This window comes from Paludibacterium paludis, assembly GCF_018802605.1.
GTDB classification, from domain to species: Bacteria; Pseudomonadota; Gammaproteobacteria; order Burkholderiales; family Chromobacteriaceae; genus Paludibacterium; species Paludibacterium paludis.
This window is the reverse complement of record NZ_CP069161.1, coordinates 909743-931389: the sequence shown is the minus strand read 5'-3', so window position 1 is coordinate 931389 and position 21647 is coordinate 909743. Positions and strand designations below refer to the sequence as shown.

Sequence of the window (21647 nt, the reverse complement as noted above, 5' to 3'; positions counted from 1 at the left end):
GCCTTTCTCATTGCGGGACCACGGTATCGCCACTTGAAGCATTTGCGCCAGAACAGGGTTTATGGGCAAATGTATGGCGAGATTCATGACAATATATAAAATACTATGAATCTTCCTTCCCATTCAGGATGCCGCGAATGACCGTACAGTCCGTCGATGCAGCCAAACCCGTCACCGCAATGAGCCCCGAAGCCATCCTCGGTGCGCTCGCCAACGATCAATTGCTCCCCTATTTCCAGCCGCTGATCCTGCCGGCCGACCGCCGTATCCTCGGTTTCGAAGCCCTGGCCCGCTGGAAGCATCCGGAACTCGGTCTTCTGCCGCCCGCCGCCTTTGTTCCCGTCATGGCGGAAAAAGGCATGATGAAAGAGCTGACGGAGCTGATGCTGGAAAAATCCCTGTATGCCTGCAGCAACTGGCGCGACGCGGGGCATGATCTGAAAGTCGGCGTCAATCTCTCCACCGAGGCCCTGAACGTTCCCGATCTCGCCCAGCGCATGCAGCAAAAAGCCCGGATTGCCGGCGTCCCGCCCGCGAGCATGGTGATCGAATTCAATACCGTCGGCCTCGAGTCCCTGCTCGACAGCGCCCGGCCGGTTCTGGCGGCCCTGCGCCGCGCGGGATTCGGCGTGGCGGCCGATGACTTTTATCCAGGCTCGGTGCTGGAGCGCCAACTGGACCACACCATCCTGTCGTCGATCAAGCTCTCGCGCAAAGCCGTGGCGCTCGTTGCGAAAAATGAGGAAGCCGGCCAGGCTGTCGCGCGCACTGTCGCATGCGCGGCCAATGCCGGTCTGATGACCATCGCCATGGGCGTCGAGGAGCGCGGACAGCTCGACTGGCTGGCCTCCGTGCCCTGCGACGCGATCCAGGGCTACGTTTTCAGTCGCCCTCTTCCGGAAAATGGATTGATTCCATGGATTTCCGAGTGGAAATCGGGTTAGAATACCGCCCCATACCTTGGGCGGGCGTTCTGCGCCCGCCTTTGACACGCATTACAGGAAGCTGTTTTTCGTCGCCGCACGAAAAACAGCTTTTTCTTAAGGTAGGGATCCGCCATGAACATCACCATCGTCAATCACCCCCTGGTGCAGCACAAGCTCGGCCTGCTTCGCGAGGGCGACATCAGCACCATGAAATTCCGCCAGCTCACCCAGGAGCTGGCCCGTCTCCTGGCCTACGAGGCCACCCGCGACTTCGAGCTGGAAACCATCTCCATCGAAGGCTGGTGCGGTCCGATCGAAATCCAGCAGATCAAGGGCAAGAAAGTCACCGTCGTGCCGATCCTGCGCGCCGGCATCGGCATGCTCGACGGGGTTCTGGATCTCGTCCCGTCCGCCAAGATCAGCGTGGTCGGCCTGTCGCGCAACGAAGAGACGCTGGAGCCGGAGCCGTACTTCGACAAGTTCGTCGACAACCTCAACGAACGCATCGCCATCATCATCGATCCGATGCTGGCCACCGGCGGATCGATGGTCGCCACCATCGATCTTCTCAAGCGCAAGGGCTGCCAGCACATCAAGGCCGTTGTGATGGTCGCGGCCCCCGAAGGCGTCAAAACCGTCAATGACGCCCACCCCGACGTTCAGCTCTATACCGCGTCGCTTGACAGCCACCTGAACGAAAACGGCTACATCATCCCCGGTCTCGGGGACGCCGGAGATAAGATCTTCGGCACCAAACACCTCTGATCCCGCCCGACGCCGCTCACCAAGCGGCGTTTTTACAACATAACAATCACAATGAGGAACCTCGCACCATGTTGCAAAACCTGAAGGTGGCCCTGTCCGGCGCCCAGATCCTGTTCGTCGCATTCGGCGCGCTGGTCCTGGTCCCGCTCCTGACAGGTCTGAATCCCGCCATGGCCCTGCTGGGCGCAGGACTTGGCACCTTGCTGTTCCAGCTGGCGACGCGCCGCCAGGTCCCGATCTTTCTGGGATCGTCCTTCGCTTTCATCGGCCCGATCATCTATTCGGTCCACACCTGGGGCATGCCGTCCACCCTGTTCGGCCTTTTCTGCGCCGGCCTGATGTACTTCATCGTCGCCGCGCTGATCCGGCTGCGCGGCATCGGCCTTGTCAACCGGCTGCTGCCGCCGGTGGTCATCGGTCCGATCATCATGATCATCGGCCTGTCCGTGGCGACGGCCGCCTCCAATATGGCCATGGCCCGTGTCAACGGCCAACAGGTCATGGATTATCAGGTCGCCATGCTGCTGGCCGGCGTATCGCTGGCCACCACCATCGTGGTCGCCATTTTCGCGCGCGGCATGTTCAAGCTGGTGCCGATTCTCGCGGGTGTCACAACCGGATACACACTGGCCGTGGTGCTCGGCGTGGTGGATCTGGCCAAGATCGCCAACGCGCCCTGGTTCGCCGTTCCCCACTTTGTCCAACCCGAAGTCAACTGGGCGGCGGCACTGTTCATGCTGCCGGTGGCCATCGCTCCGGCCATCGAGCACGTGGGCGGCATCATGGCCATCGGCGGCGTCACCGGCACCGACTACACGAGGTCCCCCGGCCTGCACCGCACGCTGTTCGGCGATGGCCTTGGCGTATGCCTGGCCGGACTGATCGGCGGCCCGCCGGTCACCACCTACGCCGAAGTCACCGGCGCGGTGATGATCACCCGCAATTTCAATCCGGTCACCATGACCTGGGCGGCCGTGTTCGCGATCGGCCTCGCTTTCTTCGGCAAATTCAACGCCCTGCTGCAGTCCATCCCGATGCCGGTGATGGGGGGCATCATGGTGCTGCTGTTCGGCACCATCGCCTCGATCGGCCTGAAAACCCTCATCGAAGCCCGTGTCGACCTGATGGAACCGCGCAATCTGGTGATCATTTCCGTGGTGTTGACCGCCGGGATCGGCGGCCTCGAAGTGAAAATCGGCTCCTTCGGCCTGGCTGGGGTCGGCCTGTGCTCGATTCTCGCCATTGTGTTGAACCTCATCCTGCCGCGCGCGGCGAGCCGGCACGAAGGCATTCCGGAAGGCCAGGACATCTGACGCCCGCGTCGCAAAACCGGACGGAATAGTCGGAGAGATGAACGACAAGGGTTTGTTTTTGAATGGATAATACGAACATTACCATTTTCTTATTTTTTCCATGCAAACCCTTGTCGCCCTGACCTTGGCCTATTTCTTTCTGCTGCCCCTCGCCGCCGGCGCCTATTCCCTCGCCACCGGTTCGTTGGTCAGGCTCGCGGCGGAACGCCGCTAGGAAGTCCCCCGGCCGTCACCGCGCCCGCCTTCCGGCCAGAGCCGGAGTCACGCTATCCATCGCGGCATCCAGCCCTTCGAGCTGCCTGGCAAGACAGCCCAGCAGCCAGCACTTTTGCGGCGAATCGGTCTGACCGTATTCATTGCCAAACCCGACGATCGTCAGTCCGACCTTCGCCCCCAGGCGGGCGAAGTGCAGGGCGACCGACGCTTCGGCCTGCCGAGCATCGGCGACCTTCACCGATACCGCCCCCTCTTCCACATCCTGCCCGGCCATCAGCTCTATCGTATTGAGAATGGCGCGTTGACGCCGCATGATGTCATGCAGGCTGGGCGCATCCAGGCCACTTTCGTTGGCGGCGGCGCTCAGCAGCCCCCGCTGGATCACGATGCGCTTGATCACCGCATCGGTGATCCCCATTTCCGGCCCCTCTCCGCGGTTGGCGCGACGAAACAGGAAGGCCATGTCCCGGATATTGTCCGATAACAGAAAATACCAGTGTTCGCGGGCGCGCGCCGGAATCAGCAAGGCGAAGACCACGGAGATCCCCACGCCGGCAATCACGTAGAGAAAACGCCAGGCGCCATCCTCGAGCGAACCGCTCATGGCCACGATGGCAAGGGTGATCGCCGCGGCCAGCGCGGTATAACCCGCCTTGCCGATCGCCTTGCAGGCGGCCAGTGCGGTCAGCGCGACGATGAGCGCTTCGGCAAGCCACGGAGAATGGCGACCGACCAGGATCACCCCGATACCGGCCAGCGCCCCGATGGTGGTGCCGACAGCGCGCTGGCGCGCCTTGGCGATGATGCTGCCGGTGTGCGGCAGGGCGCCCATCACTACGATGATGGTCACGGACATCCACACCGCGTGCGATTCGTGCAGCGTGGCCGCGATGATCTGGGAAACCAGGATTGCCGCCGACAACCGGATCACATGAATAATGCCTGCATGTTCGTAGCGGAAGCGCGGATGGCGCCAGGCGGGTTGCTTCATGTTGAACATTGCCGGAAGGCTCCCGAAAAACCGTTCAAAATACCACTCCTCCATTGATGCTAGACGCCGGAACTCGCGGCGTCGGCCGATTCTGCCACGATCGGGGTTACGGCTCTTTGATCTCTGCCCGGAAAGGCTCGTCATCCGGACTTTTTCCCCTCTTCACGCCCTGCGGGCAAGCCGTTATGCTAGAGCAATCATTCTTGCCTGGGTAATTGTCATGATGATGAAACGCGAAACGGCGACGCTGCTCGTCGTCGATGTTCAGGAAAAGCTGTTACCGGCCATCCTCGATGCCCAAGCGCTGCTGGCACGAGTCGGCTGGCTCATCGACGCGGCGGTGGCGACCGCATTGCCGGTGGTGTTTTCCGAGCAATACCCCAAGGGACTCGGCGGCACCGTGCCCGAGCTGAAAGAGCGGGCTCCGGAAGCCGGCATCGTGGACAAGGTGCATTTCTCGTGCATGGCCGAACACTGCCTGCCGGCTTCGCTGATGGCCCGGCCGCAAGTTATCGTGTGCGGCATGGAAAGTCACGTCTGCGTGCTGCAGACCGTGATGCAGCTTCTGGACGCGGGCAAGGAGGTCTTCGTGGTGGTGGACGCGATCGGCAGCCGCGCCGCCCTTGATCACGACACGGCCATCGCGCGCATGACGCAAGCCGGCGCCGTGCCGGTGACACGGGAGATGGTGCTGTTCGAAATGCTGGAAAAAGCCGGAACCGAGTCGTTCAAGGCCGCCAGCAAGCGATTCCTCCAGGGCGCCCAGCCGCGATGAACCACCGGCCCCGGGCCGGGTCTATTCCCGTATGATCGATTCACACTGAAGGACACCATGACGCAAAGCTTCAAGGACATTCTTGAGACCCTGCCCGCTATCGATGACGTGGAAGCGGTCATCCTGCTCGATGCGGGCGGACATCCATTGCGCCGTCTTGACAATGCGCCCGGCACCGCGGGGTCGGTACGGGTCTACCACGCTCTCGTCAAACGCCACGGACATATCGACCGCAAGGCGGCCAAAGAAGGTCTCGCGCTCTACGCCGAACATGTCGCCGACGCCAGGGCACACCCCGGCAAGCACCCCAATATCGATTGCCTGATCGCCATCGCCGAAGCGGGCGAACCCGGCCTGCGCGCCCGCATCGTGCTGCGAGCGGTGTAACCGCGTCCCATGAAAAAACCCCCGGGCCTCGCGGCGCCGGGGGTTGTTTTCCGGTTGGAGCGTCGATCAGGCGGCGAGGCCGGCGACAACGATCTTCACGGTGCTGACCACGTCGTGGTGCAGGGCGATTTCCAGTTCGTATTCGCCAACAGCCTTCAGCGGGCCATTCGGCAGACGAACTTCGAAACGCTTCACTTCAACGCCGAAAGCGGTGATGGCTTCGGCCACGTCGACGTTGGTCACGGAACCGAACAGGCGGCCGTCAACACCGGCCTTCTGTTCGATGGTGACAACGGCGTCGACCAGCTTGGCGGCGCGAGCCTGCGCGTCGGCCAGAACGGCGGCCTGCTTGGCTTCCAGTTCGGCGCGGCGGGCTTCGAATTGCTGCAGGTTGGCTTCGGTGGCGCGCTTGGCCTTGCCTTGCGGGATCAGGAAGTTACGAGCGTAACCGTCCTTGACCTTGACCACGTCACCCAGTTGGCCGAGGTTGGCCACTTTTTCGAGCAGAATGATTTGCATCTTGTCTGTTCCTTTCCCGGTTTAGTGCTGGTCGGTGTAAGGCAGGAAGGCCAGGAAACGAGCGCGCTTGATGGCGGTCGTCAGCTGGCGCTGATAGCGAGCCTTGGTACCGGTGATGCGAGCCGGGATGATCTTGCCGTTTTCGGCAATGAAGTCTTTCAGGAGATCAACGGATTTGTAGTCGATGTCCTTGATACCTTCTGCCGTGAAGCGGCAGAACTTTTTGCGCTTGAAGAGTTGGCGAGCCATTTGTCTAACCTTTTACAAATTCAACATATTCGATGTGCAGTACCAGCCGCGAATTCCGCAAGCTGCGCTGACTGATGAACCCGCTCACCCGGACCGTCTGTCCGGCCAGCTTGCCCGCCCATTCGCGGCAGGCGTCTCCGGCCATGATGCCCTGGATCTCACAGATCACATCCCTTTCCACGCCGGCTTCCTGCTGGCGGGAATGATGTCTGAGCCACATATCCAGCACCGGTACCCCGGCGGGGGTGTATCTCAGGATGTCTTCGCGTTCTACGGTAGCGGTCAGTACCAGTCGGTTCTGCAAGGAGTCCGTCCCACCCTTAGGCAGCGACGTCAGCCTCGGCGGTGGCCGGCTGTTGCGGGTCGAGCAGGTTCTTGGCCTTCTCGTCCTTCATCATCGGGGACGCTTCGGTCACGGCAGCCGCCATCTTGATGGTCAGGTGGCGCAGAACGGCGTCGTTGAATTTGAAGGCGTGCTCGATTTCAGCGAGGGTCTCGGAGGAGCACTCGACGTTCATCAGAACGTAGTGGGCCTTGTGCAGCTTCTGGATCGGGTAGGCCAGTTGGCGGCGGCCCCAGTCTTCCAGACGGTGGATCTTGCCTTCGGCGCCCAGAACCATGCCCTTGTAACGCTCGATCATCGCCGGAACTTGTTCGCTCTGGTCCGGGTGAACGATGAATACGATTTCGTAATGCCGCATGTGCACTCCTTTTGGCTTATAGCCTTTTCGCCATGCGTTGCGAAAAGGCAAGGGTTAAAACGCGAATATTATACGCAGCTTTGCGCGAAGGGGCAAATAAAACAGGCAAATAGCCGCGAAGCACGGCATTCGCGCGGCTTAATCAAACCAGTCGAAGCCGGCATTCTCCACCGCCGCGCGCAATTCGGGCAGGCGCGACTCGAGCGCCTCCCCGCTGACGGTCGCTTGCGCGTCGGCATGGGATGCCTTCACGGCCATGACGCCCGGCACCTTGCCCAGCGCCTTCTCCACACTGGCGGCGCATCCGCCGCAGGTCATGCCGACCACTTTCACGATCAGGGTATCCATCATCTCACCTTTTTCACGACATCGATCAATTCGGAGACCATCTCCGCGGCATCGCCCGATGCCAGGGAGCGCGCCACGCAACCTTTCATATGGTTTTCCAGAAGCTGCATCGCCACGGCGTCGAGGGCCGACTTCACGGCGGCGACCTGGGTGAGGATGTCGACACAGTAACGGTCGGATTCGACCATGCCGCCAATTCCCCTCACCTGCCCCTCGATGCGCGCCAGGCGTTTGAGCAGGGCAGCCTTGTCCGGCTGCAGCACCATCTTGCCTTTCGGCTCCTCGTGACACGCGGCCATGCGGCTCCCCCTTATCCTTTCAACACCCGCTGGCGGCGGCTTTCCGCCAGCACGATACCACTCGACACCGAGACATTCAGGCTTTCCACCGAGCCGAACATCGGGATCGACACCAGCACGTCGCAATGCTCGCGTGTCAGGCGGCGCATGCCTTCGCCTTCGGCGCCCATCACCCACGCCAGCGGGCCGGTCTGCTCGAAATGGAACAGATCCGTGTCCGCCTCCATCGTCGTTCCGGCGATCCAGATGCCGCGATCCTTCAGATCGCGCAAGGTGCGGGCAAGATTGGTCACGGTGAGGTACGGCACCACCTCGGCCGCTCCGCACGCGACCTTGGACACCGTGGCGTTGAGGCTGGCGGACCGGTCTTTCGGCGCGATCACGGCGTGCGCGCCCATCGCGTCGGCCACGCGCAGGCAGGCGCCCAGATTGTGCGGATCGGTCACGCCGTCGAGGATGAGCAGCAAGGGCGGCTCGGTCAGATTGTCCAGCACGTCGTCCAGATCGACGAAGGTGAAACTCGCGTCGATCCAGGCCGCGACACCCTGATGGCGCGCATTGCCGGTCAGGCTGTCCAGACGCGCCTTGTCCACGACATGCAGGCGGATCCCCTCCTCGCCGGCCTTTTCCATGAGCGCCTTGGCCCGCGCGTCATGACGCCCCCCGGCCAGGTAAATCTCGATCAGGCTCCTGGGGTTCTGCCACAGGCGGGCATTGAGGGCGTGAAAGCCATGAATCAGACGCTTGTTGCTCATAATCGGGATCCGTCCGCGCAAATGTGCCGATTGTACCGGAAAGCACGGCGCGCGGCTCAGGCATCCTGGGTTTGGACTCGTCCTTCCCGCGCCGGGCAATGGCTCCACTCCCGGAACCAGTCGGCGAATTCGGCGGCAGGCAGCGGCCGGCTGAACTGGTAGCCCTGCAGGATTTCACACCCCTTGAAGCGCAGGAACGTGGCCTGCGTCTCTTTTTCCACGCCTTCTGCGACCACGGAAAACCCCAGCTTGTGGGCCATCGCCAGAATCGCTTCGGTGATCGCGGCGCTGTCGCCGTCCTCGGGCAGGCCATCGACAAAGGAACGGTCGATCTTCAGCGTATCCAGCGGGAAACGCTTGAGGATGGACAGGGACGAATAGCCGGTGCCGAAATCGTCGATGGACAGCTTCACGCCCAGCGCTTTCAGTTCGTTGAGAATGCGGATCGCCTCGCCGGGGTTCTGCATGATCATGCTCTCGGTGATTTCGAGCTCCAGCCGGTCCGGCAACAGGGCCGCGCGCGCCAGCGCTTCGGAAACCTTGCAGGTGAGCATCTGGTGCTCGAACTGCCTGGCTGACAGATTGACCGCCACGCGCGGCACCCCCAGCCCCTCGGCGTCCCATTCGGTCAGTTGCCGGCACGCTTCGGCCAGCACCCAGTCGCCGATCGGTTTGATCAGCCCCGTTTCTTCCGCCAGCGGGATGAAGCGCGCCGGAGGAATCAGACCGAGTTCCGGATGCTGCCAGCGGATCAGCACTTCGATGGCGACCACATTGCGCGTCGCGGCATCGACCTGGGGCTGATAATGCAGCACCAGCTCCTTGCGCTCCAGCGCCTGGCGCAGCCCGTTTTCCAGGAGCAGACGCTCGAAGGTCTGGGCATTCATTTCCGCATCGAAGAACTGGAAGGTGTTCTTGCCCGCTTCCTTGGCACGGTACATCGCCACATCGGCGTTCTTCAGCAGCGTGCGCGCATCGGTGCCATCGTTCGGGAACAGGCTGATGCCGATGCTGCCGGTCACGAACACTTCGTGCTCCTCCAGGCGCAGCGGCCGCGTCAGGATCGCCAGGATATCCTCGGCGATGCGCGACAGATCCTCATGGCTGTCGAACTCGGTGACCAGCAACGTGAATTCGTCGCCCCCCAGGCGCGCCAGCATGCCGCGCGATCCCACCGCGTCGCCAAGACGCACCGAGATGACCCGCAGCAATTCGTCGCCGGTCTGGTGACCGAAGGAATCGTTGATCAACTTGAAGCGGTCAAGATCGATGAAGATGACCGCCAGCTTGCCGCCCTCGACCCGGGCAAGCAGGTTTTCCTCGAGCTGGGCGATCAGGTTGGTGCGGTTGGGCAGGCGGGTGAGCGGATCGTGATTGGCGAGGAAATGCAGGCGTTCCTCCGCCTGCTTGCGCACGGTGATATCGGAAAATACGCCCACGTAATTGGTGATGCCGCCTTCGGGGTCGCGCACGCAGGAGACCGACAGCTCGGCCGGATACCAGTCGCCGCTCTTGCGCCGGTCCTGCAACTGCCCCTGCCAATAGCCATGCTCGCGCAAGGCCTCATGCATGCCCTGCCGCGCGCCGCCTTCCCGGAAAATCCGCGACAGGCGCCCCACGGTTTCGGTTTCGGTATAGCCGGTAATGCGCGTGAAGGCTTCGTTCACGGCGATGATGCGGGTATCGGCATCGGTGATCAGGATGCCTTCGGCCGAGGTGTCGAATACTTTGGCCGCCAGCTTCTGGTTGGCATCCGCGGCCAGCCGGTGCGAGATATCCTCGACCACGCCGATGATCGCGGGACGGCCCCGGTACTCGAAAAGCCGGCTGTGGATCTCGACGTCCACCAGCATGCCGTCACGCGCCACCACGCGGGTCTGGTAATTCATCACCGCGATGTTTTCCCGGTAGCGGCGGCTGACCTGTTCACGAATGCGCTGGGCCTCGCCCGGCTCGAGGATGTCGGCGATATTGACATTTTTCAGGGCTTCGGTGTCGTCGCCGAGAATGGCGGCCAGTTTTGGATTGAGGTAGACCAGATGTTCGTCCTGCATGATGAAAATCCCGACCAGCGACTGCTCGACCAGCGCCCGGTATTTCTCTTCCGTCTCCATCCTCGCCTTCTGCTCGGCGCGCTGGGCGGTGATATCGGTGTCGACGCTCCCCACTCCGGCCGGCAGGCCCTGGATGTCGAAGAGCGGGAACTTGGTCACCAGAAGATGCACTTCGCGCCCGCCACTTTCGAAGGTTTCCTCGAACTGGCGCGGCTCCAGGCAACGCAGCACCATTTCATCCTGGCCGCGGATCATCGCCGCGTCGTCCGGCAAAAAGAAATCCGAAGCGCGCCGGCCGATCAGCTCTTGCGACGTTTTGCCGAGCAAGGCGGCGTAAGAGCGGTTCACCAGCAGGAAACGGCCATCCATGCCCTTGAGGGACATCATGTTCGGACTGTTGTTGACCAGGGCCTCGACACGGGCCTGGAACTCGGAGAGCACGTGCTCGCGCTTGCGGTAATTCTCGACCATCACCGCCACCATCAGGCTGGCGGCGACAAAGGCTTCGGCCAGCATGATGCCGTAACCGAACGGATCGCCCGCGCCGTGCGCCTTCCAGGCGCCGCTCTCAAGATGCCCCAGCAAGAGAATCGTTTCCGCGCCGATCAAGGCCGCCCCGCGCACGGTCAGGCGGAAAGCCGCCCACAGCATCAGCGGGAAAAACAGCAATTGCGGCGGCAGAGAAACCGGCAGCACGTAAAGCCCCCGGTCAAGGCCGGCCCATGCCAGCAGCCCCGCCAGGGCAATGCCCGCCAACTCCAGACGCATGCCCGAAGCCCACGCGCGCTGACTGAATGCGAGCGGCACCAGCGCGGTGAGTGCAAGACTCGCGCTGGCCCATACCTTGAACGGCCAGCTAAGCGGCACATCGCCATTGGCCAGCGGCCAGGCCAGAAGGCCGGCCGACAGCGCCACCAGGGGCGCCGGATAGATGATCAATAGCGCGATCAGGCGCACGAGAGAGCGCGGCGACGCCAGCCAGTCGCCGCGTCCGCGAAGCCCGATCAGGGCGATGCCGAGCCACAGCGACAACAGCGACACCGCGAGCATGCCACCCCACATGGCGCCATGCACCCCACCCGCCACCAGCGCGGCGGCGGCCGGCCAGCCGATCGCCGTTTTGCGGCCTCCCCCGCGGATCAACCAGAACGCATAGATGCCGTGGGGCAGGAAGGAAGAAAACGAGAGATCGCCAGGTGGCAACCCCGGCCACAAGAGCAGCGATACAAGAAAGCAGGCCAGTGCGCCCGCGGCACCCGCATTATGTGTGATTTTCACGTTCCCTCAACCTTCCGCCGTCCGCCCGGCGCGTTGCGCGGCGGACAGTGTCTCCCCAAGCCTGGCAGGCCTTGTTCATGTTCGAGTTGTCGCAGCGAGGGATACAGCGACAGGAAGCCGCATCCGCAGGCGTACTGGCGCCAGTCAACTGGTATAATACCGTCAGTCCTATGATTGTGAAGCATTATGTTGGATACCCCATCGCGCTTTCCCTCCGCCGGGCAGAAACACAGCCTGCCCCCCCTGCCATCCGGACTCGACGCCCGACGGCTGGCCGCCCTTGCCCGACGGCATCGGCCATTGCTGGTACTGACAGCAGACGCCCAGGCGGCGCATCGACTCAGAGCGGAAATTCCGTTTTTCGACCCGGAGCTCGCGGTCGCCCTGCTGCCGGACTGGGAGACGCTGCCCTACGACCATTTTTCCCCGCATTGCGACCTGACCAGCGAGCGGCTGGCCACGCTGTGGCAAATCCACCGCGGCGAATGCGACCTGATCATCGCCCCGGTCACCACGGCGATGACCCGCCTCGCGCCGGTCTCTTTCCTCCTTGGCCGGACCTTCTTCCTCAAGAAAGGCCAGAGGCTGGATGTTGAGCGCCTTCGCGCGGACATGGTGACGGCCGGCTATCAGCACGTCACCCAGGTCATGGTCCCCGGCGAATTCTCCTTGCGCGGCGGTCTTGTCGACCTGTTTCCCATGGGGGCGCCGCTGCCTTACCGGATCGATCTGTTCGACGATGAAATCGAATCGCTCAGAACATTCGATCCCGATTCGCAACGCACCCTCTACCCGGTACCGGAAATCCGCATGCTGCCCGCCCGGGAGTATCCTACCGACGAGGCGGGAATTACCACCTTCCGGCAAAATTACCGGGAAAAACTCGAAGGAGATCCGTCGCGCAGCCGCATCTACCGCGACGTTTCGGGCGGCCTGTTCCCGGCCGGGATCGAATACTACCTGCCGCTCTTCTTCGACGAATCGGCAACGGTCTTCGACTACCTCGGAGACACGGGAGGCATCGTGACGCACCACGATGTGCTCGCCGCGGCGGAAGCGTTCTGGAAAGACGTCGGCTCCCGCCACGACATGGCGCGCGGCGATACCGAGCGGCCGGTGCTCGCGCCGCGCGACCTGTACCTGCGCCCGGACGAGCTGATGCTGGCCATCAAACATTACGGGCGTACCGACATGCCGCCGCCTGATGGCAGCGCCGCCTCGCTGCCGGCGCTCGCGGTACAGCGCCGCGCCGACGCGCCGCTGGATCGCCTGTCGGCCTTCGTCGCGGGTTTTGCCGGACGCGTGCTGCTGACAGCCGAAAGCCTCGGCCGCCGGGAAACCATGCTGCAGTTCCTGAAAGAACACGGACTGCGCCCGCATTGCGTCGACTCCTGGGGGGCGTTCGCTACCGGCGATGACCGCTTCTCCATTACCGTGGCCCCGCTTTACAGCGGTTTTCTCGATAGCGAAGAAGGCCTCGCCGTCATCACGGAAGCCGAGTTGTACCAGCATGTGGCCCGCAGCCATTCCCGTCGCAAAACGCATCGCATGGCGCCGGACTCCATGCTGCGGGATCTTGCCGAGATCAAGGTCGGCGACCCGGTCGTGCATGAACAGCACGGCATCGGCCGCTACATGGGACTGGTTTCGATGGATCTGGGCGAAGGCGAAACCGAATTGATGCAGCTGGAGTACGCGGACTCGGCCAAGCTCTATGTGCCCGTGGCGCAATTGCAATTGATCTCCCGCTATGCGGGCGGTAATCCCGAGCAGGCCCCGCTGCACCGGCTGGGCGCCCCGCAATGGGAAAAAGCCAAGAAACGCGCCGCCGAAAAGGCACGCGACACCGCGGCCGAATTGCTCAATCTTTACGCGCAGCGCGCCGCTCGCGAAGGCCACGCCTTCACCTACACGCATCAGGACTACGAAGCCTTCGCCGAGGGATTCGGCTTCGAGGAAACCCCCGACCAGGCCGGCGCCATCGAGGCGGTCATCGGCGACATGACCAGCGGAAAGCCGATGGATCGCCTGGTGTGCGGCGACGTCGGCTTCGGCAAGACAGAAGTGGCGCTGCGCGCGGCTTTTGTCGCGGTGATGGGTGGCAAACAGGTCGCCGTGCTGGTGCCGACGACCCTGCTGGCGGAACAGCACTTCCAGAACTTCAGCGACCGGTTCGCCGACTGGCCGGTGCGCATCGCCGAATTGTCGCGTTTCCGTTCCGCCAAGGAGTCCCGCGCGGCGCTTGACGGACTCGCCGACGGCAGCGTGGATATCGTCATCGGCACGCACAAGCTGGTGCAGCCCGATATCCGCTTCAAGAATCTGGGACTGGTGATCATCGACGAGGAGCATCGATTCGGCGTGCGCCAGAAAGAGCAGCTCAAGCGACTGCGCGCCAATGTCGACGTGCTCACGCTCACCGCGACGCCGATTCCGCGCACCCTGTCGATGGCGCTGGAAGGGTTGCGCGACTTTTCCGCGATCACCACCGCGCCGTCGCGGCGCCTGGCGGTGAAGACCTTCGTGTCCCCGTTCTCGAGCGGGGTCATCCGCGAGGCGATGCTGCGCGAATTGAAACGCGGTGGCCAGGTGTTCTTCCTGCACAACGAGGTGGACACCATCGAGAACATGCGGGAAAAACTCGCCGAGCTCTTGCCGGAGGCACGCATCGGCGTGGCGCACGGACAATTGCGCGAACGCGAACTCGAACAGGTGATGCGGGATTTCCTGCAGCAGCGCTTCAACGTTTTACTGTGCTCGACCATCATCGAAACGGGTATCGACATCCCCAATGCCAACACCATCCTGATCAACCGCGCCGACAAGTTCGGTCTTGCCCAGCTGCACCAGCTGCGGGGCCGTGTAGGGCGGTCCCACCACCAGGCTTACGCCTACCTGCTGACGCCCGAGGGCATGACCAAGGACGCCGTCAAACGTCTTGAAGCGATCCAGATGTCCGAAGAGCTCGGCTCGGGGTTCTTCCTGGCGATGCACGACCTGGAAATCCGCGGCGCGGGGGAAGTTCTTGGCGAGGGGCAGTCAGGCGAAATGCAGGAGGTGGGCTTCTCGCTGTTCACCGAAATGCTCAAACAGGCGGTCAGGGACCTCAAGAAAGGCCGGGAGCCGGATCTGGACGCTCCGCTTGGCGTGACCACCGAAATCAATCTGCACAGTCCCGCCCTGCTGCCCGACGCCTATTGTCCCGACGTGCACGAGCGGCTGGTCCTCTACAAGCGCCTTGCCACCGCCGAGAACGACGGCGAGATCGATGCGATCCAGGAAGAACTGGTCGACCGCTTCGGTCTGCCACCGCAAACGGTCAAGACCCTGATCGACAGTCATCGCCTGCGCCTGTCGGCACGCCAGCTGGGCATCCAGAAACTGGATGCCAGCGAAGCGGCCATTCAGCTTATTTTCGTGAAGAATCCGCCGATCGACCCGATGAAGATCATCGGGCTGATCCAGAGCAAGCGCAATTACAAGCTGGCGGGTCAGGACAAGCTGAGGGTCGAGGTCGAGATCGACGACGTGGCCCTCAGGGTGGTCAGGGTGAGGGAATTGCTCAAGGAACTGGGCTGATGGCGGTCACTTGGCGAAACCGGTCTTGAAAAACTGCCCCTGGCGCGTCCAGGTTCGCAGGATTTCGGGATCGGTTTCACCGTTGATATTGGTGATGACAAGCTTGCCCAGGCCCTGCTTCAGATCGTTGCGAAAATCGTAAAACGCTCCGATCACGGCCAGGTGCCCGCTTTCCACCTCCCCGGAAAACTTCAGGATGGCGGACTCGACCTGATTGTTCACATTGAGCAGCGCCCCGTTGGTCGGGTCGCCGCCCTTGGGAATATTGATGGTGTCCAGCTCTTTGCGGATCGACGGCTCCAGGCCGCTGTAATCGGACGACGCCGCCTTGATCGCCCCGCAGGCCGCATGGCCGACGATGAGCAGCAGGGGAGTGTGCAAATGCCGCACGCCGTATTCGATCGACCCTTCCACCGTCGCGATCTGATTGCCGATATCCCTCACCAGAAACAGATCGTTGACCGGATCGGCATGCATCACATTGGCCTGAACACGCGAATCGGCGCACGTCAGCACCGTGGCGCGGGGCGTCTGCTTGTCGGCGAAGGCATTGAAATAGGCGGCGCCGTGCCCCTTCATGTAAGCCTGATTGGCGGCGAGGATGGTTGAAACGACACCCCGGACCTGAGCCACTTCGTTGCCGTGCGGCTCGCCATGACCGGCGGCGTCATGGCTGTCAGAGGCCGAGCGGAGCCGGGAAACGCGGCCGTGCTTGACGGCGGGCTTGCGGGAGGGAGCGGCGGCATGCGCCGCCGGCGCGGACACCGGGGCCGGCGACTGCTTGACCGATGGCTCGAGCGCCTGGGGCGTCTCCTGGGCGGGAACGACCGACGGGGCCGCGAAACAGGCAATCGCCACGATGGCGGGTAGCGAACGGGATGGCGACATGGCAGATCTCCTCTCTCGGGGTAAATAGCGCTATACCAGCGCCTCTCTCATTCATATGTCAACTACTTTTGCTTCGCACCTGTCTTTTCGGCGGACAGCAAGATACCCGAACGTCCCGGTCCACCCTATGAGGGGGCGCGTCCGAACAGTACCCGCAATCCGTCCATGCAGCGATCCACCTGGTCGAGCCACCGGCCCATCTGCGCTGACTGATAGCCGGATGCCGGCACCCAGTCTGTCTTGCGCGTCACAATGATCTTCAGCGCCGAACCGCCGGCCAGCTCAAGCGGACTCGCCTGAAAAGACAGCCAGGGACTGTCGGCCGAGCAACGGAGCAAGGGCTGGCGCGGACGCAGCCCGTGCCAGCGCAGCACGGAAGTCTGGGTTGCCGGCACGCCAAGGTAACCGTCGCCGGCGGGGCCCTGTCTGCGCACACGCTTCAGGCCGCGCACCAGCGCGCTTTGCATCGAGGCATTGAAGTACCGGTCATTGCCGACAAAACCCGCTTGCGGATCCAGCGTGCCGGTAAAGGAAACCGGATAGGCGCCACGATTGACGACCGGCACTTTGTCGCGCTTGACCACGAACGACACCACATCCAGATCGACGAACTGGGTATCGACCAGTTGCTTGTCCGCCTGCAGCCGCCCCATCTTTTCTTCAAGCTCGCCCAGCTGCTCGACTTGCGGCGCCGCCATCCACAGTTGCGCGGATACGCGCCACAACCGTCCTTCCGGATAAAAATCGTACACGGCCCGGGAATGAGCCTGCTCCGGTTTCACCATCGGGATGGTCGCCGGGCGGGCGCCATCGGCGGTCAGCGCCAGCGCGAAGCGGTTCTGGATACCCCAATGAGGCACGTCAGGGGAGAAGCGCCGCGAAGTGGCATCCACCCAGCGCACGCCCCCCGGCTCTTCCACACGCACGATGGCATGATTGAAGCTCCCCGCGCCGATGAACAGGGATGGACGGTTGTCCGATCCCATCTGCACAAGAACCGGATCGGCGTTCAGGCCGGCCCGGCGCAAAATGCCGGTCAACATGGCGGACAGATCCTTGCAATCCCCATACCCCTGCCCTTCGATTTGCGCGAGGGGTTCGGGGGCGTAACCGTGCTCGGCAAGACGCCAGTCGCCCAGATAGCGGTAGTTGTTGCGCAGATACCGCAAGGCGCCCGCCAGGCGTTCGCCCGCCGGAAGCGCCGCCAGACGTTCCGCCTCGGCGCGAGCCCTGGCGGGCAGTCCGGCGTCGATGCGTTCCTGCCAGATCGATGCCAGCGCCGCGAAGGTACGCGCGGGGTCGTCCTCCGTGGCGATCTCGATTCGCGGCGTCGCTCGCCATGGCGTGGCGGCCTCCATCAGGGCGGGGTAACGGAAATACGGCTGGCGCAGACGGATCGTCAGCTCCCTGCCATCGGCCGAACGCTCGATATCCACAATCCCGTCCGCGTCGCGGCTTTTCACCATGACGGGGACGGCCGAACGCAGGTGGAATACCGACGAGCGGATGCGGTTCATCGTCGCCGGGTAATGAAGCGTGTAATGAAATTGCGCGACATGCGGCGCGGGAACAAGCACGGTTTCCGTTTCCAGTACGGTCCGGCTGCCTGTTTCCAGCGACGGAAAAGCCAGTGAAAGCCGCCGCTTGCCTTCGAAGGAAGCCTTGCCCGGCTGCGCGATTTGCGACTCGGGCACGGGAATGGTCTCGCCGCCCGGTGTTTCGACCCAGGCTTTTTTCAGGGTTTGCGTCAAGCGCGAGTCGGATCGCAGGATGACATTGCCGGCATCCTGTTTCGCTTCGTCCTTCAGCAGCACAGTGCGTCGCACGCCCTTGCAGCGCAGCACCAGCGCGGTGTCCAGCGTGCATTCGCGCTGTTCGGAGACATCGGCGAGCGCCTCCGACTCGGGGACCCAGGGCGAGGCATCCGCCACGCCCGCCAGAAGGATGGCGGGCAGCAACAGACGGCTCAATGGGCTTGGCAGGGTTTTCATCGGCCGCCCTCTATTGCAAAAAAAACCATCTTATCTTTTTGAAATTCAAATGTCATTAACCAACCCCCTGCCGGCATCGGGCTTAGCCGCGCCGGACGTTTTTTTCTGGCTGATCGCCACGCCGGCGAATACCAGAAGACAGGCCGCAGCCTGCCACCCCGAGAGCCGTTCGTCCAGCGCGAGCCAGGCCATGCCAACGGTAAACACCGGGATGAGATTGATGAATGCCGCGGCCATCGCCACCGGAACCCGGCTCACCGACCAGGTGTAAAGCCCGTACGCGCCAAGAGTGATGAACAGGCCCAGATAGAGGACGACCAGGCTTGGCAGCAATGGCAAGGAGACCGGCAGCGGCGCGGGAGACAAGAGGACCCATGCGCCGAACCACACGCCGCCCGTGACGGTCTGCATCGCGGTGACGGCCAGGGTGGAATAGCGCGAGGTCAGGCGCTTGGCGATCAGGACGTAGCCCGTCGCGCAGATCATGGCAAGGAATTCCAGCGCATTGCCCAGCGCCGGATCCGGCGCGCCCGCTTCGGCCTGTCCGCCAAGGGTCAACGCCGCGACCCCGAGAAACGACACGAGGATACCGCACGCTCCCTTGGCGCCGATGCGCTCGCCAAGAAACATCCTGGCGCCCAGCGCGGCCAGCAGCGGCAATGTCGCGGTGATGATGGCCGCCTGCGAGGCGCTGGTCAGGGTCAGTGCCCGCGCCTCGCACAGGAAGTACAGGCACGGTTCGGCCAGCGCCATCGCGAGCATCCACTTCCAGTCGCCTTTCCGGTAATGCCATCGCGTCTCGCGTCGCCAGAGCAAAATCACGACAATGCCCGCCGTGGCGATCAGCATGCGGGCAAGCAACACCTGCAAAGGATCGAAGTAAACAAAAACGTACTTCAACGCGATAAAGGAACTGGACCACAACAACATCGCCAGGGTCAGGGCAAGGTACGGCATGGCAACTCTCCGAAGGCGCGGCAGGCAACCTCAGCGTAACACGACACGGGCTGCCGCACCGGGCGCGCGGCAACGCGCAACAACAAAACCGCCCCGGCGCGGTGGCGGCGGGGCGGCGGGGTCAGCCAGGGCCGGCGGGCCGGCCACTACTCAGGCGTTCAGTTCCTTGGCGAGGTACAACCAGGTTTCCACCACGGTGTCCGGGTTCAGGGAGATGGTTTCGATCCCTTCTTCGACCAGCCACTTGGCGAAGTCCGGATGGTCGGACGGACCCTGCCCGCAAATGCCGATGTACTTGTCGAGCTTGCGGCAAGCCTGGATCGCCATGTGCAGCATGACCTTCACCGCTTCGTTGCGCTCGTCGAAGGTCGGCGCGATCGGGCCGCCCGAATCACGGTCCACCCCCAGGGTGAGCTGGGTCATGTCGTTCGAACCGATCGAGAAGCCATCGAAATGCGCGAGGAATTTCTCGGCCAGCACCGCATTGGTCGGCAGTTCGCACATCATGATCAGGCGCAGACCGTTCTCGCCGCGCTTCAGACCGTTCTGGGCGAGGATTTCCACCACTTTTTCGGCTTCGGCGAGCGTGCGCACGAACGGGATCATCACTTCCACGTTGGTCAGGCCCATCACGTCGCGCACCTTCTTGACGGCGCGGCATTCGAGCTCGAAACAGTCGCGGAAATTGTCGGCCACATAACGGGCGGCGCCGCGGAAACCGATCATCGGGTTTTCTTCATGCGGCTCGTAGGCCTGGCCGCCGATCAGGTTCGCGTACTCGTTGGACTTGAAGTCCGACATGCGCACGATGACCTTTTTCGGGTAGAAGGCGGCGGCCAGCGTGGCGATGCCCTCGGCCAGCTTTTCGACGTAAAAGTCGACCGGCGACGCGTAACCGGCGATGCGGTCGGTGATCGCGGCCTTCAGTTCGGCGGGCTGCTTGTCGAACTCGATCAGCGCCTTCGGATGGATGCCGATCTGGCGGTTGATCACGAATTCCATGCGGGCCAGACCCACGCCTTCGTTCGGCAGTTGCGCGAAGTCGAAGGCCAGTTCGGGATTGCCGACGTTCATCATGATCTTGACCGGCGACTTGGGCATCTTGTCCAGCGCGAGGTCGATCACCTCGATATCCAGCAGGCCGTCATAGATGTTGCCGGTGTCGCCTTCGGCGCACGAAACGGTCACGCTCATGCCGTCGCGCAGCACATCGGTCGCGTCACCGCAGCCGACCACGGCGGGAATGCCGAGCTCGCGGGCGATGATCGCCGCATGGCAGGTACGGCCGCCACGGTTGGTCACGATCGCGGCGGCGCGCTTCATCACCGGCTCCCAATCCGGGTCGGTCATGTCGGTCACCAGCACGTCGCCCGCCTTGACGCGGTCCATTTCGGAGGCGTTCTTGATCATGCGCACCACGCCCTGGCCGACCTTCTGGCCGATGGCGCGGCCTTCGGCGAGGATCGCGGACTTGTTCTTCAGACGGTAACGGCGCAGGGTCTCCACGCGGTTTTCCTGGGACTTCACGGTCTCCGGGCGGGCCTGCAGAATGTAGAGCTTGCCATCGAGGCCGTCACGGCCCCATTCGATGTCCATCGGACGGCCGTAGTGCTGTTCGATGATCAGCGCGTAGCGGGCCAGCTCGGTCACTTCGGCATCGGAGATGGAGAAGGCCTTGCGCTCGGCCGGCGCCACATCGACGGTGCGCACCGAACGGCCGGCTTGCGAGGCGTCGGTGAACTCCATCTTGATCAGCTTGGAGCCCATGTTCTTGCGCAGGATGGCGGGACGGTCCGCCTTCAGCGTCGGCTTGTGGACATAGAACTCATCCGGGTTGACCGCGCCTTGCACCACGGTTTCCCCGAGGCCGTAGGAAGCGGTGATGAACACGACGTCCTCGAATCCCGACTCGGTGTCGATGGTGAACATCACACCGGCGGCGCCACAGTCGGAGCGAACCATGCGCTGGATGCCGGCGGAGAGCGCCACCACATCGTGGGCGAAGCCCTTGTGCACACGGTAGGAAATCGCGCGGTCGTTGTAGAGGGAAGCGAAAACGTGTTTGATGGCGTCTTTGACGTTTTCAAGGCCGCGGATATTCAGGAAGGTTTCTTGCTGGCCTGCGAACGAGGCATCGGGGAGGTCTTCGGCGGTCGCGGAGGAGCGGACCGCGACGGAGATGTCGGCACCGCCGGCATCGGCCACCATTTTTTCCCATGCGGCCCTGATTTCCTCTTCGAGGCGGGCAGGGAACGGGATGTCGATGATCCACTGGCGGATCTCTTTGCCCACCCGCGCAAGCTCGGTCACGTCATCGACGTCGAGCTTCGCCAGGGCGGCATTGATCCGGTCGGAGAGGCCGTCGTGACGGAGGAATTCCCGGTAGGCTTCGGCCGTCGTGGCGAACCCGCCCGGCACCCGCACGCCGGAATTGGCCAATTGGCTGATCATTTCGCCAAGGGAGGCGTTTTTGCCGCCAACCTCCTCGACATCGGTCATTCGCAACTTCTCGAACCAGATGACGTAGTTCTCTGCCATCACTTCACTTCCTGTGTTGGATTGGGGACGATAGAAGCCCGCATTCTATCCGATTAACACACTGTTTGCGTAGCCAATTTTGCATCGCACAAGCCAGACAAAGTTCTTGACACTGCAA

At 62.9% G+C, this 21647-nt stretch carries 19 protein-coding genes; 6 read left to right on the top strand and 13 right to left on the bottom strand.

The features are described 5' to 3' along the window. The first annotated feature begins 137 nt into the window (after nt 1-137). The 3 genes from JNO50_RS04150 (at nt 138) to JNO50_RS04140 (ending at nt 3004) form a co-directional block, all read left to right on the top strand. Nucleotides 138-944, top strand: coding sequence for an EAL domain-containing protein (locus JNO50_RS04150; protein ID WP_189536431.1), 807 nt, complete (start codon nt 138-140; stop codon nt 942-944). 114 nt (nt 945-1058) lie between these two features. Further along, entirely contained in the window at nt 1059-1691 is a 633-nt protein-coding gene (gene upp / locus JNO50_RS04145; RefSeq protein ID WP_189536432.1) for a uracil phosphoribosyltransferase, read from the top strand. Nucleotides 1692-1759: 68 nt separating this feature from the next. Next, nucleotides 1760-3004 (top strand): uracil-xanthine permease family protein, encoded by a 1245-nt coding sequence (locus JNO50_RS04140; RefSeq protein WP_189536433.1) that lies wholly within the window; start codon nt 1760-1762, stop codon nt 3002-3004. 229 nt (nt 3005-3233) lie between these two features. On the opposite strand, the gene JNO50_RS04135 is transcribed toward JNO50_RS04140, so the two are convergent. Further along, on the bottom strand, nt 3234-4211 hold the full coding sequence (locus tag JNO50_RS04135) for an FUSC family protein (protein WP_189536434.1): 978 nt from the start codon (nt 4209-4211) through the stop codon (nt 3234-3236). 220 nt (nt 4212-4431) lie between these two features. On the opposite strand from JNO50_RS04135, the gene JNO50_RS04130 reads away from it, so the two are divergent. Both JNO50_RS04130 and JNO50_RS04125 read left to right on the top strand, forming a co-directional pair. After that, on the top strand, nt 4432-4986 hold the full coding sequence (locus JNO50_RS04130; protein WP_189536435.1) for a hydrolase: 555 nt from the start codon (nt 4432-4434) through the stop codon (nt 4984-4986). Between the two features lie 57 nt (nt 4987-5043). Then, entirely contained in the window at nt 5044-5373 is a 330-nt protein-coding gene (locus tag JNO50_RS04125) for a DUF2322 family protein (RefSeq protein ID WP_189536436.1), read from the top strand. A gap of 66 nt (nt 5374-5439) precedes the next feature. Here the strand turns inward: JNO50_RS04125 and rplI are convergent, their stop codons facing one another. From rplI to JNO50_RS04085, 8 genes are all read right to left on the bottom strand, one after another. After that, nucleotides 5440-5892 (bottom strand): 50S ribosomal protein L9, encoded by a 453-nt coding sequence (gene rplI / locus JNO50_RS04120; protein WP_189536437.1) that lies wholly within the window; start codon nt 5890-5892, stop codon nt 5440-5442. A gap of 21 nt (nt 5893-5913) precedes the next feature. After that, nucleotides 5914-6141 carry a 30S ribosomal protein S18 gene (gene rpsR / locus JNO50_RS04115; RefSeq protein WP_028535202.1) on the bottom strand — a complete coding sequence of 76 codons (228 nt, stop codon included), beginning with the start codon at nt 6139-6141 and terminating at the stop codon, nt 5914-5916. Nucleotides 6142-6145: 4 nt separating this feature from the next. Further along, nucleotides 6146-6445, bottom strand: coding sequence for a primosomal replication protein N (priB, locus tag JNO50_RS04110; protein ID WP_189536438.1), 300 nt, complete (start codon nt 6443-6445; stop codon nt 6146-6148). Between the two features lie 16 nt (nt 6446-6461). Then, nucleotides 6462-6842 (bottom strand): 30S ribosomal protein S6, encoded by a 381-nt coding sequence (gene rpsF, locus JNO50_RS04105; protein ID WP_189536440.1) that lies wholly within the window; start codon nt 6840-6842, stop codon nt 6462-6464. Between the two features lie 138 nt (nt 6843-6980). Then, nucleotides 6981-7193 carry a heavy-metal-associated domain-containing protein gene (locus JNO50_RS04100; protein WP_215796487.1) on the bottom strand — a complete coding sequence of 71 codons (213 nt, stop codon included), beginning with the start codon at nt 7191-7193 and terminating at the stop codon, nt 6981-6983. Further along, nucleotides 7190-7489 carry a metal-sensitive transcriptional regulator gene (locus tag JNO50_RS04095; RefSeq protein ID WP_280530242.1) on the bottom strand — a complete coding sequence of 100 codons (300 nt, stop codon included), beginning with the start codon at nt 7487-7489 and terminating at the stop codon, nt 7190-7192. Before JNO50_RS04095 ends, JNO50_RS04100 begins: the two co-directional genes overlap by 4 nt. Nucleotides 7490-7500: 11 nt before the next feature. Further along, nucleotides 7501-8244: a 23S rRNA (guanosine(2251)-2'-O)-methyltransferase RlmB gene (gene rlmB / locus JNO50_RS04090; RefSeq protein WP_189536445.1), complete on the bottom strand. Its 744-nt coding sequence runs from the start codon at nt 8242-8244 to the stop codon at nt 7501-7503. Nucleotides 8245-8300: 56 nt separating this feature from the next. Next, on the bottom strand, nt 8301-11576 hold the full coding sequence (locus JNO50_RS04085) for a bifunctional diguanylate cyclase/phosphodiesterase (RefSeq protein ID WP_229804909.1): 3276 nt from the start codon (nt 11574-11576) through the stop codon (nt 8301-8303). A gap of 186 nt (nt 11577-11762) precedes the next feature. Here JNO50_RS04085 and mfd point away from each other — a divergent pair, with 186 nt between their 5' ends. Next, nucleotides 11763-15155 carry a transcription-repair coupling factor gene (gene mfd, locus JNO50_RS04080; protein WP_189536446.1) on the top strand — a complete coding sequence of 1131 codons (3393 nt, stop codon included), beginning with the start codon at nt 11763-11765 and terminating at the stop codon, nt 15153-15155. Nucleotides 15156-15161: 6 nt separating this feature from the next. Here mfd and JNO50_RS04075 read toward each other — a convergent pair whose 3' ends face one another. The 4 genes from JNO50_RS04075 to ppsA form a co-directional block, all read right to left on the bottom strand. Continuing rightward, complete coding sequence (locus tag JNO50_RS04075) at nt 15162-16043, bottom strand: carbonic anhydrase (RefSeq protein ID WP_189536448.1); 882 nt, start codon at nt 16041-16043, stop codon at nt 15162-15164. A 125-nt stretch (nt 16044-16168) separates the two neighbouring features. Further along, nucleotides 16169-18034, bottom strand: a complete 1866-nt coding sequence (locus JNO50_RS04070) for a DUF3857 domain-containing protein (protein WP_189536451.1) — start codon at nt 18032-18034, stop codon at nt 16169-16171. 45 nt (nt 18035-18079) lie between these two features. Further along, entirely contained in the window at nt 18080-18991 is a 912-nt protein-coding gene (locus tag JNO50_RS04065; protein ID WP_189536453.1) for a DMT family transporter, read from the bottom strand. A gap of 150 nt (nt 18992-19141) precedes the next feature. Then, nucleotides 19142-21529 (bottom strand): phosphoenolpyruvate synthase, encoded by a 2388-nt coding sequence (gene ppsA / locus JNO50_RS04060; RefSeq protein WP_189536455.1) that lies wholly within the window; start codon nt 21527-21529, stop codon nt 19142-19144. Between the last annotated feature and the right edge of the window lie 118 nt (nt 21530-21647).

Excerpts from the sequence above, each read along its gene's own strand:
- JNO50_RS04150 (WP_189536431.1), top strand. The coding sequence starts at position 138 with ATGACCGTACAGTCCGTCGATGCAGCCAAACCCGTCACCGCAATGAGC.
- rlmB (WP_189536445.1), bottom strand. The coding sequence starts at position 8,244 with ATGAGCAACAAGCGTCTGATTCATGGCTTTCACGCCCTCAATGCCCGC.
- JNO50_RS04125 (WP_189536436.1), top strand. The coding sequence starts at position 5,044 with ATGACGCAAAGCTTCAAGGACATTCTTGAGACCCTGCCCGCTATCGAT.
- JNO50_RS04100 (WP_215796487.1), bottom strand. The coding sequence starts at position 7,193 with ATGATGGATACCCTGATCGTGAAAGTGGTCGGCATGACCTGCGGCGGA.
- upp (WP_189536432.1), top strand. The coding sequence starts at position 1,059 with ATGAACATCACCATCGTCAATCACCCCCTGGTGCAGCACAAGCTCGGC.
- JNO50_RS04130 (WP_189536435.1), top strand. The coding sequence starts at position 4,432 with ATGATGATGAAACGCGAAACGGCGACGCTGCTCGTCGTCGATGTTCAG.
- JNO50_RS04065 (WP_189536453.1), bottom strand. The coding sequence starts at position 18,991 with ATGCCGTACCTTGCCCTGACCCTGGCGATGTTGTTGTGGTCCAGTTCC.
- JNO50_RS04135 (WP_189536434.1), bottom strand. The coding sequence starts at position 4,211 with ATGAAGCAACCCGCCTGGCGCCATCCGCGCTTCCGCTACGAACATGCA.
- JNO50_RS04075 (WP_189536448.1), bottom strand. The coding sequence starts at position 16,043 with ATGTCGCCATCCCGTTCGCTACCCGCCATCGTGGCGATTGCCTGTTTC.
- JNO50_RS04140 (WP_189536433.1), top strand. The coding sequence starts at position 1,760 with ATGTTGCAAAACCTGAAGGTGGCCCTGTCCGGCGCCCAGATCCTGTTC.
- JNO50_RS04095 (WP_280530242.1), bottom strand. The coding sequence starts at position 7,489 with ATGGCCGCGTGTCACGAGGAGCCGAAAGGCAAGATGGTGCTGCAGCCG.
- rpsF (WP_189536440.1), bottom strand. The coding sequence starts at position 6,842 with ATGCGGCATTACGAAATCGTATTCATCGTTCACCCGGACCAGAGCGAA.
- rplI (WP_189536437.1), bottom strand. The coding sequence starts at position 5,892 with ATGCAAATCATTCTGCTCGAAAAAGTGGCCAACCTCGGCCAACTGGGT.
- ppsA (WP_189536455.1), bottom strand. The coding sequence starts at position 21,529 with ATGGCAGAGAACTACGTCATCTGGTTCGAGAAGTTGCGAATGACCGAT.
- rpsR (WP_028535202.1), bottom strand. The coding sequence starts at position 6,141 with ATGGCTCGCCAACTCTTCAAGCGCAAAAAGTTCTGCCGCTTCACGGCA.
- mfd (WP_189536446.1), top strand. The coding sequence starts at position 11,763 with ATGTTGGATACCCCATCGCGCTTTCCCTCCGCCGGGCAGAAACACAGC.
- JNO50_RS04070 (WP_189536451.1), bottom strand. The coding sequence starts at position 18,034 with ATGAAAACCCTGCCAAGCCCATTGAGCCGTCTGTTGCTGCCCGCCATC.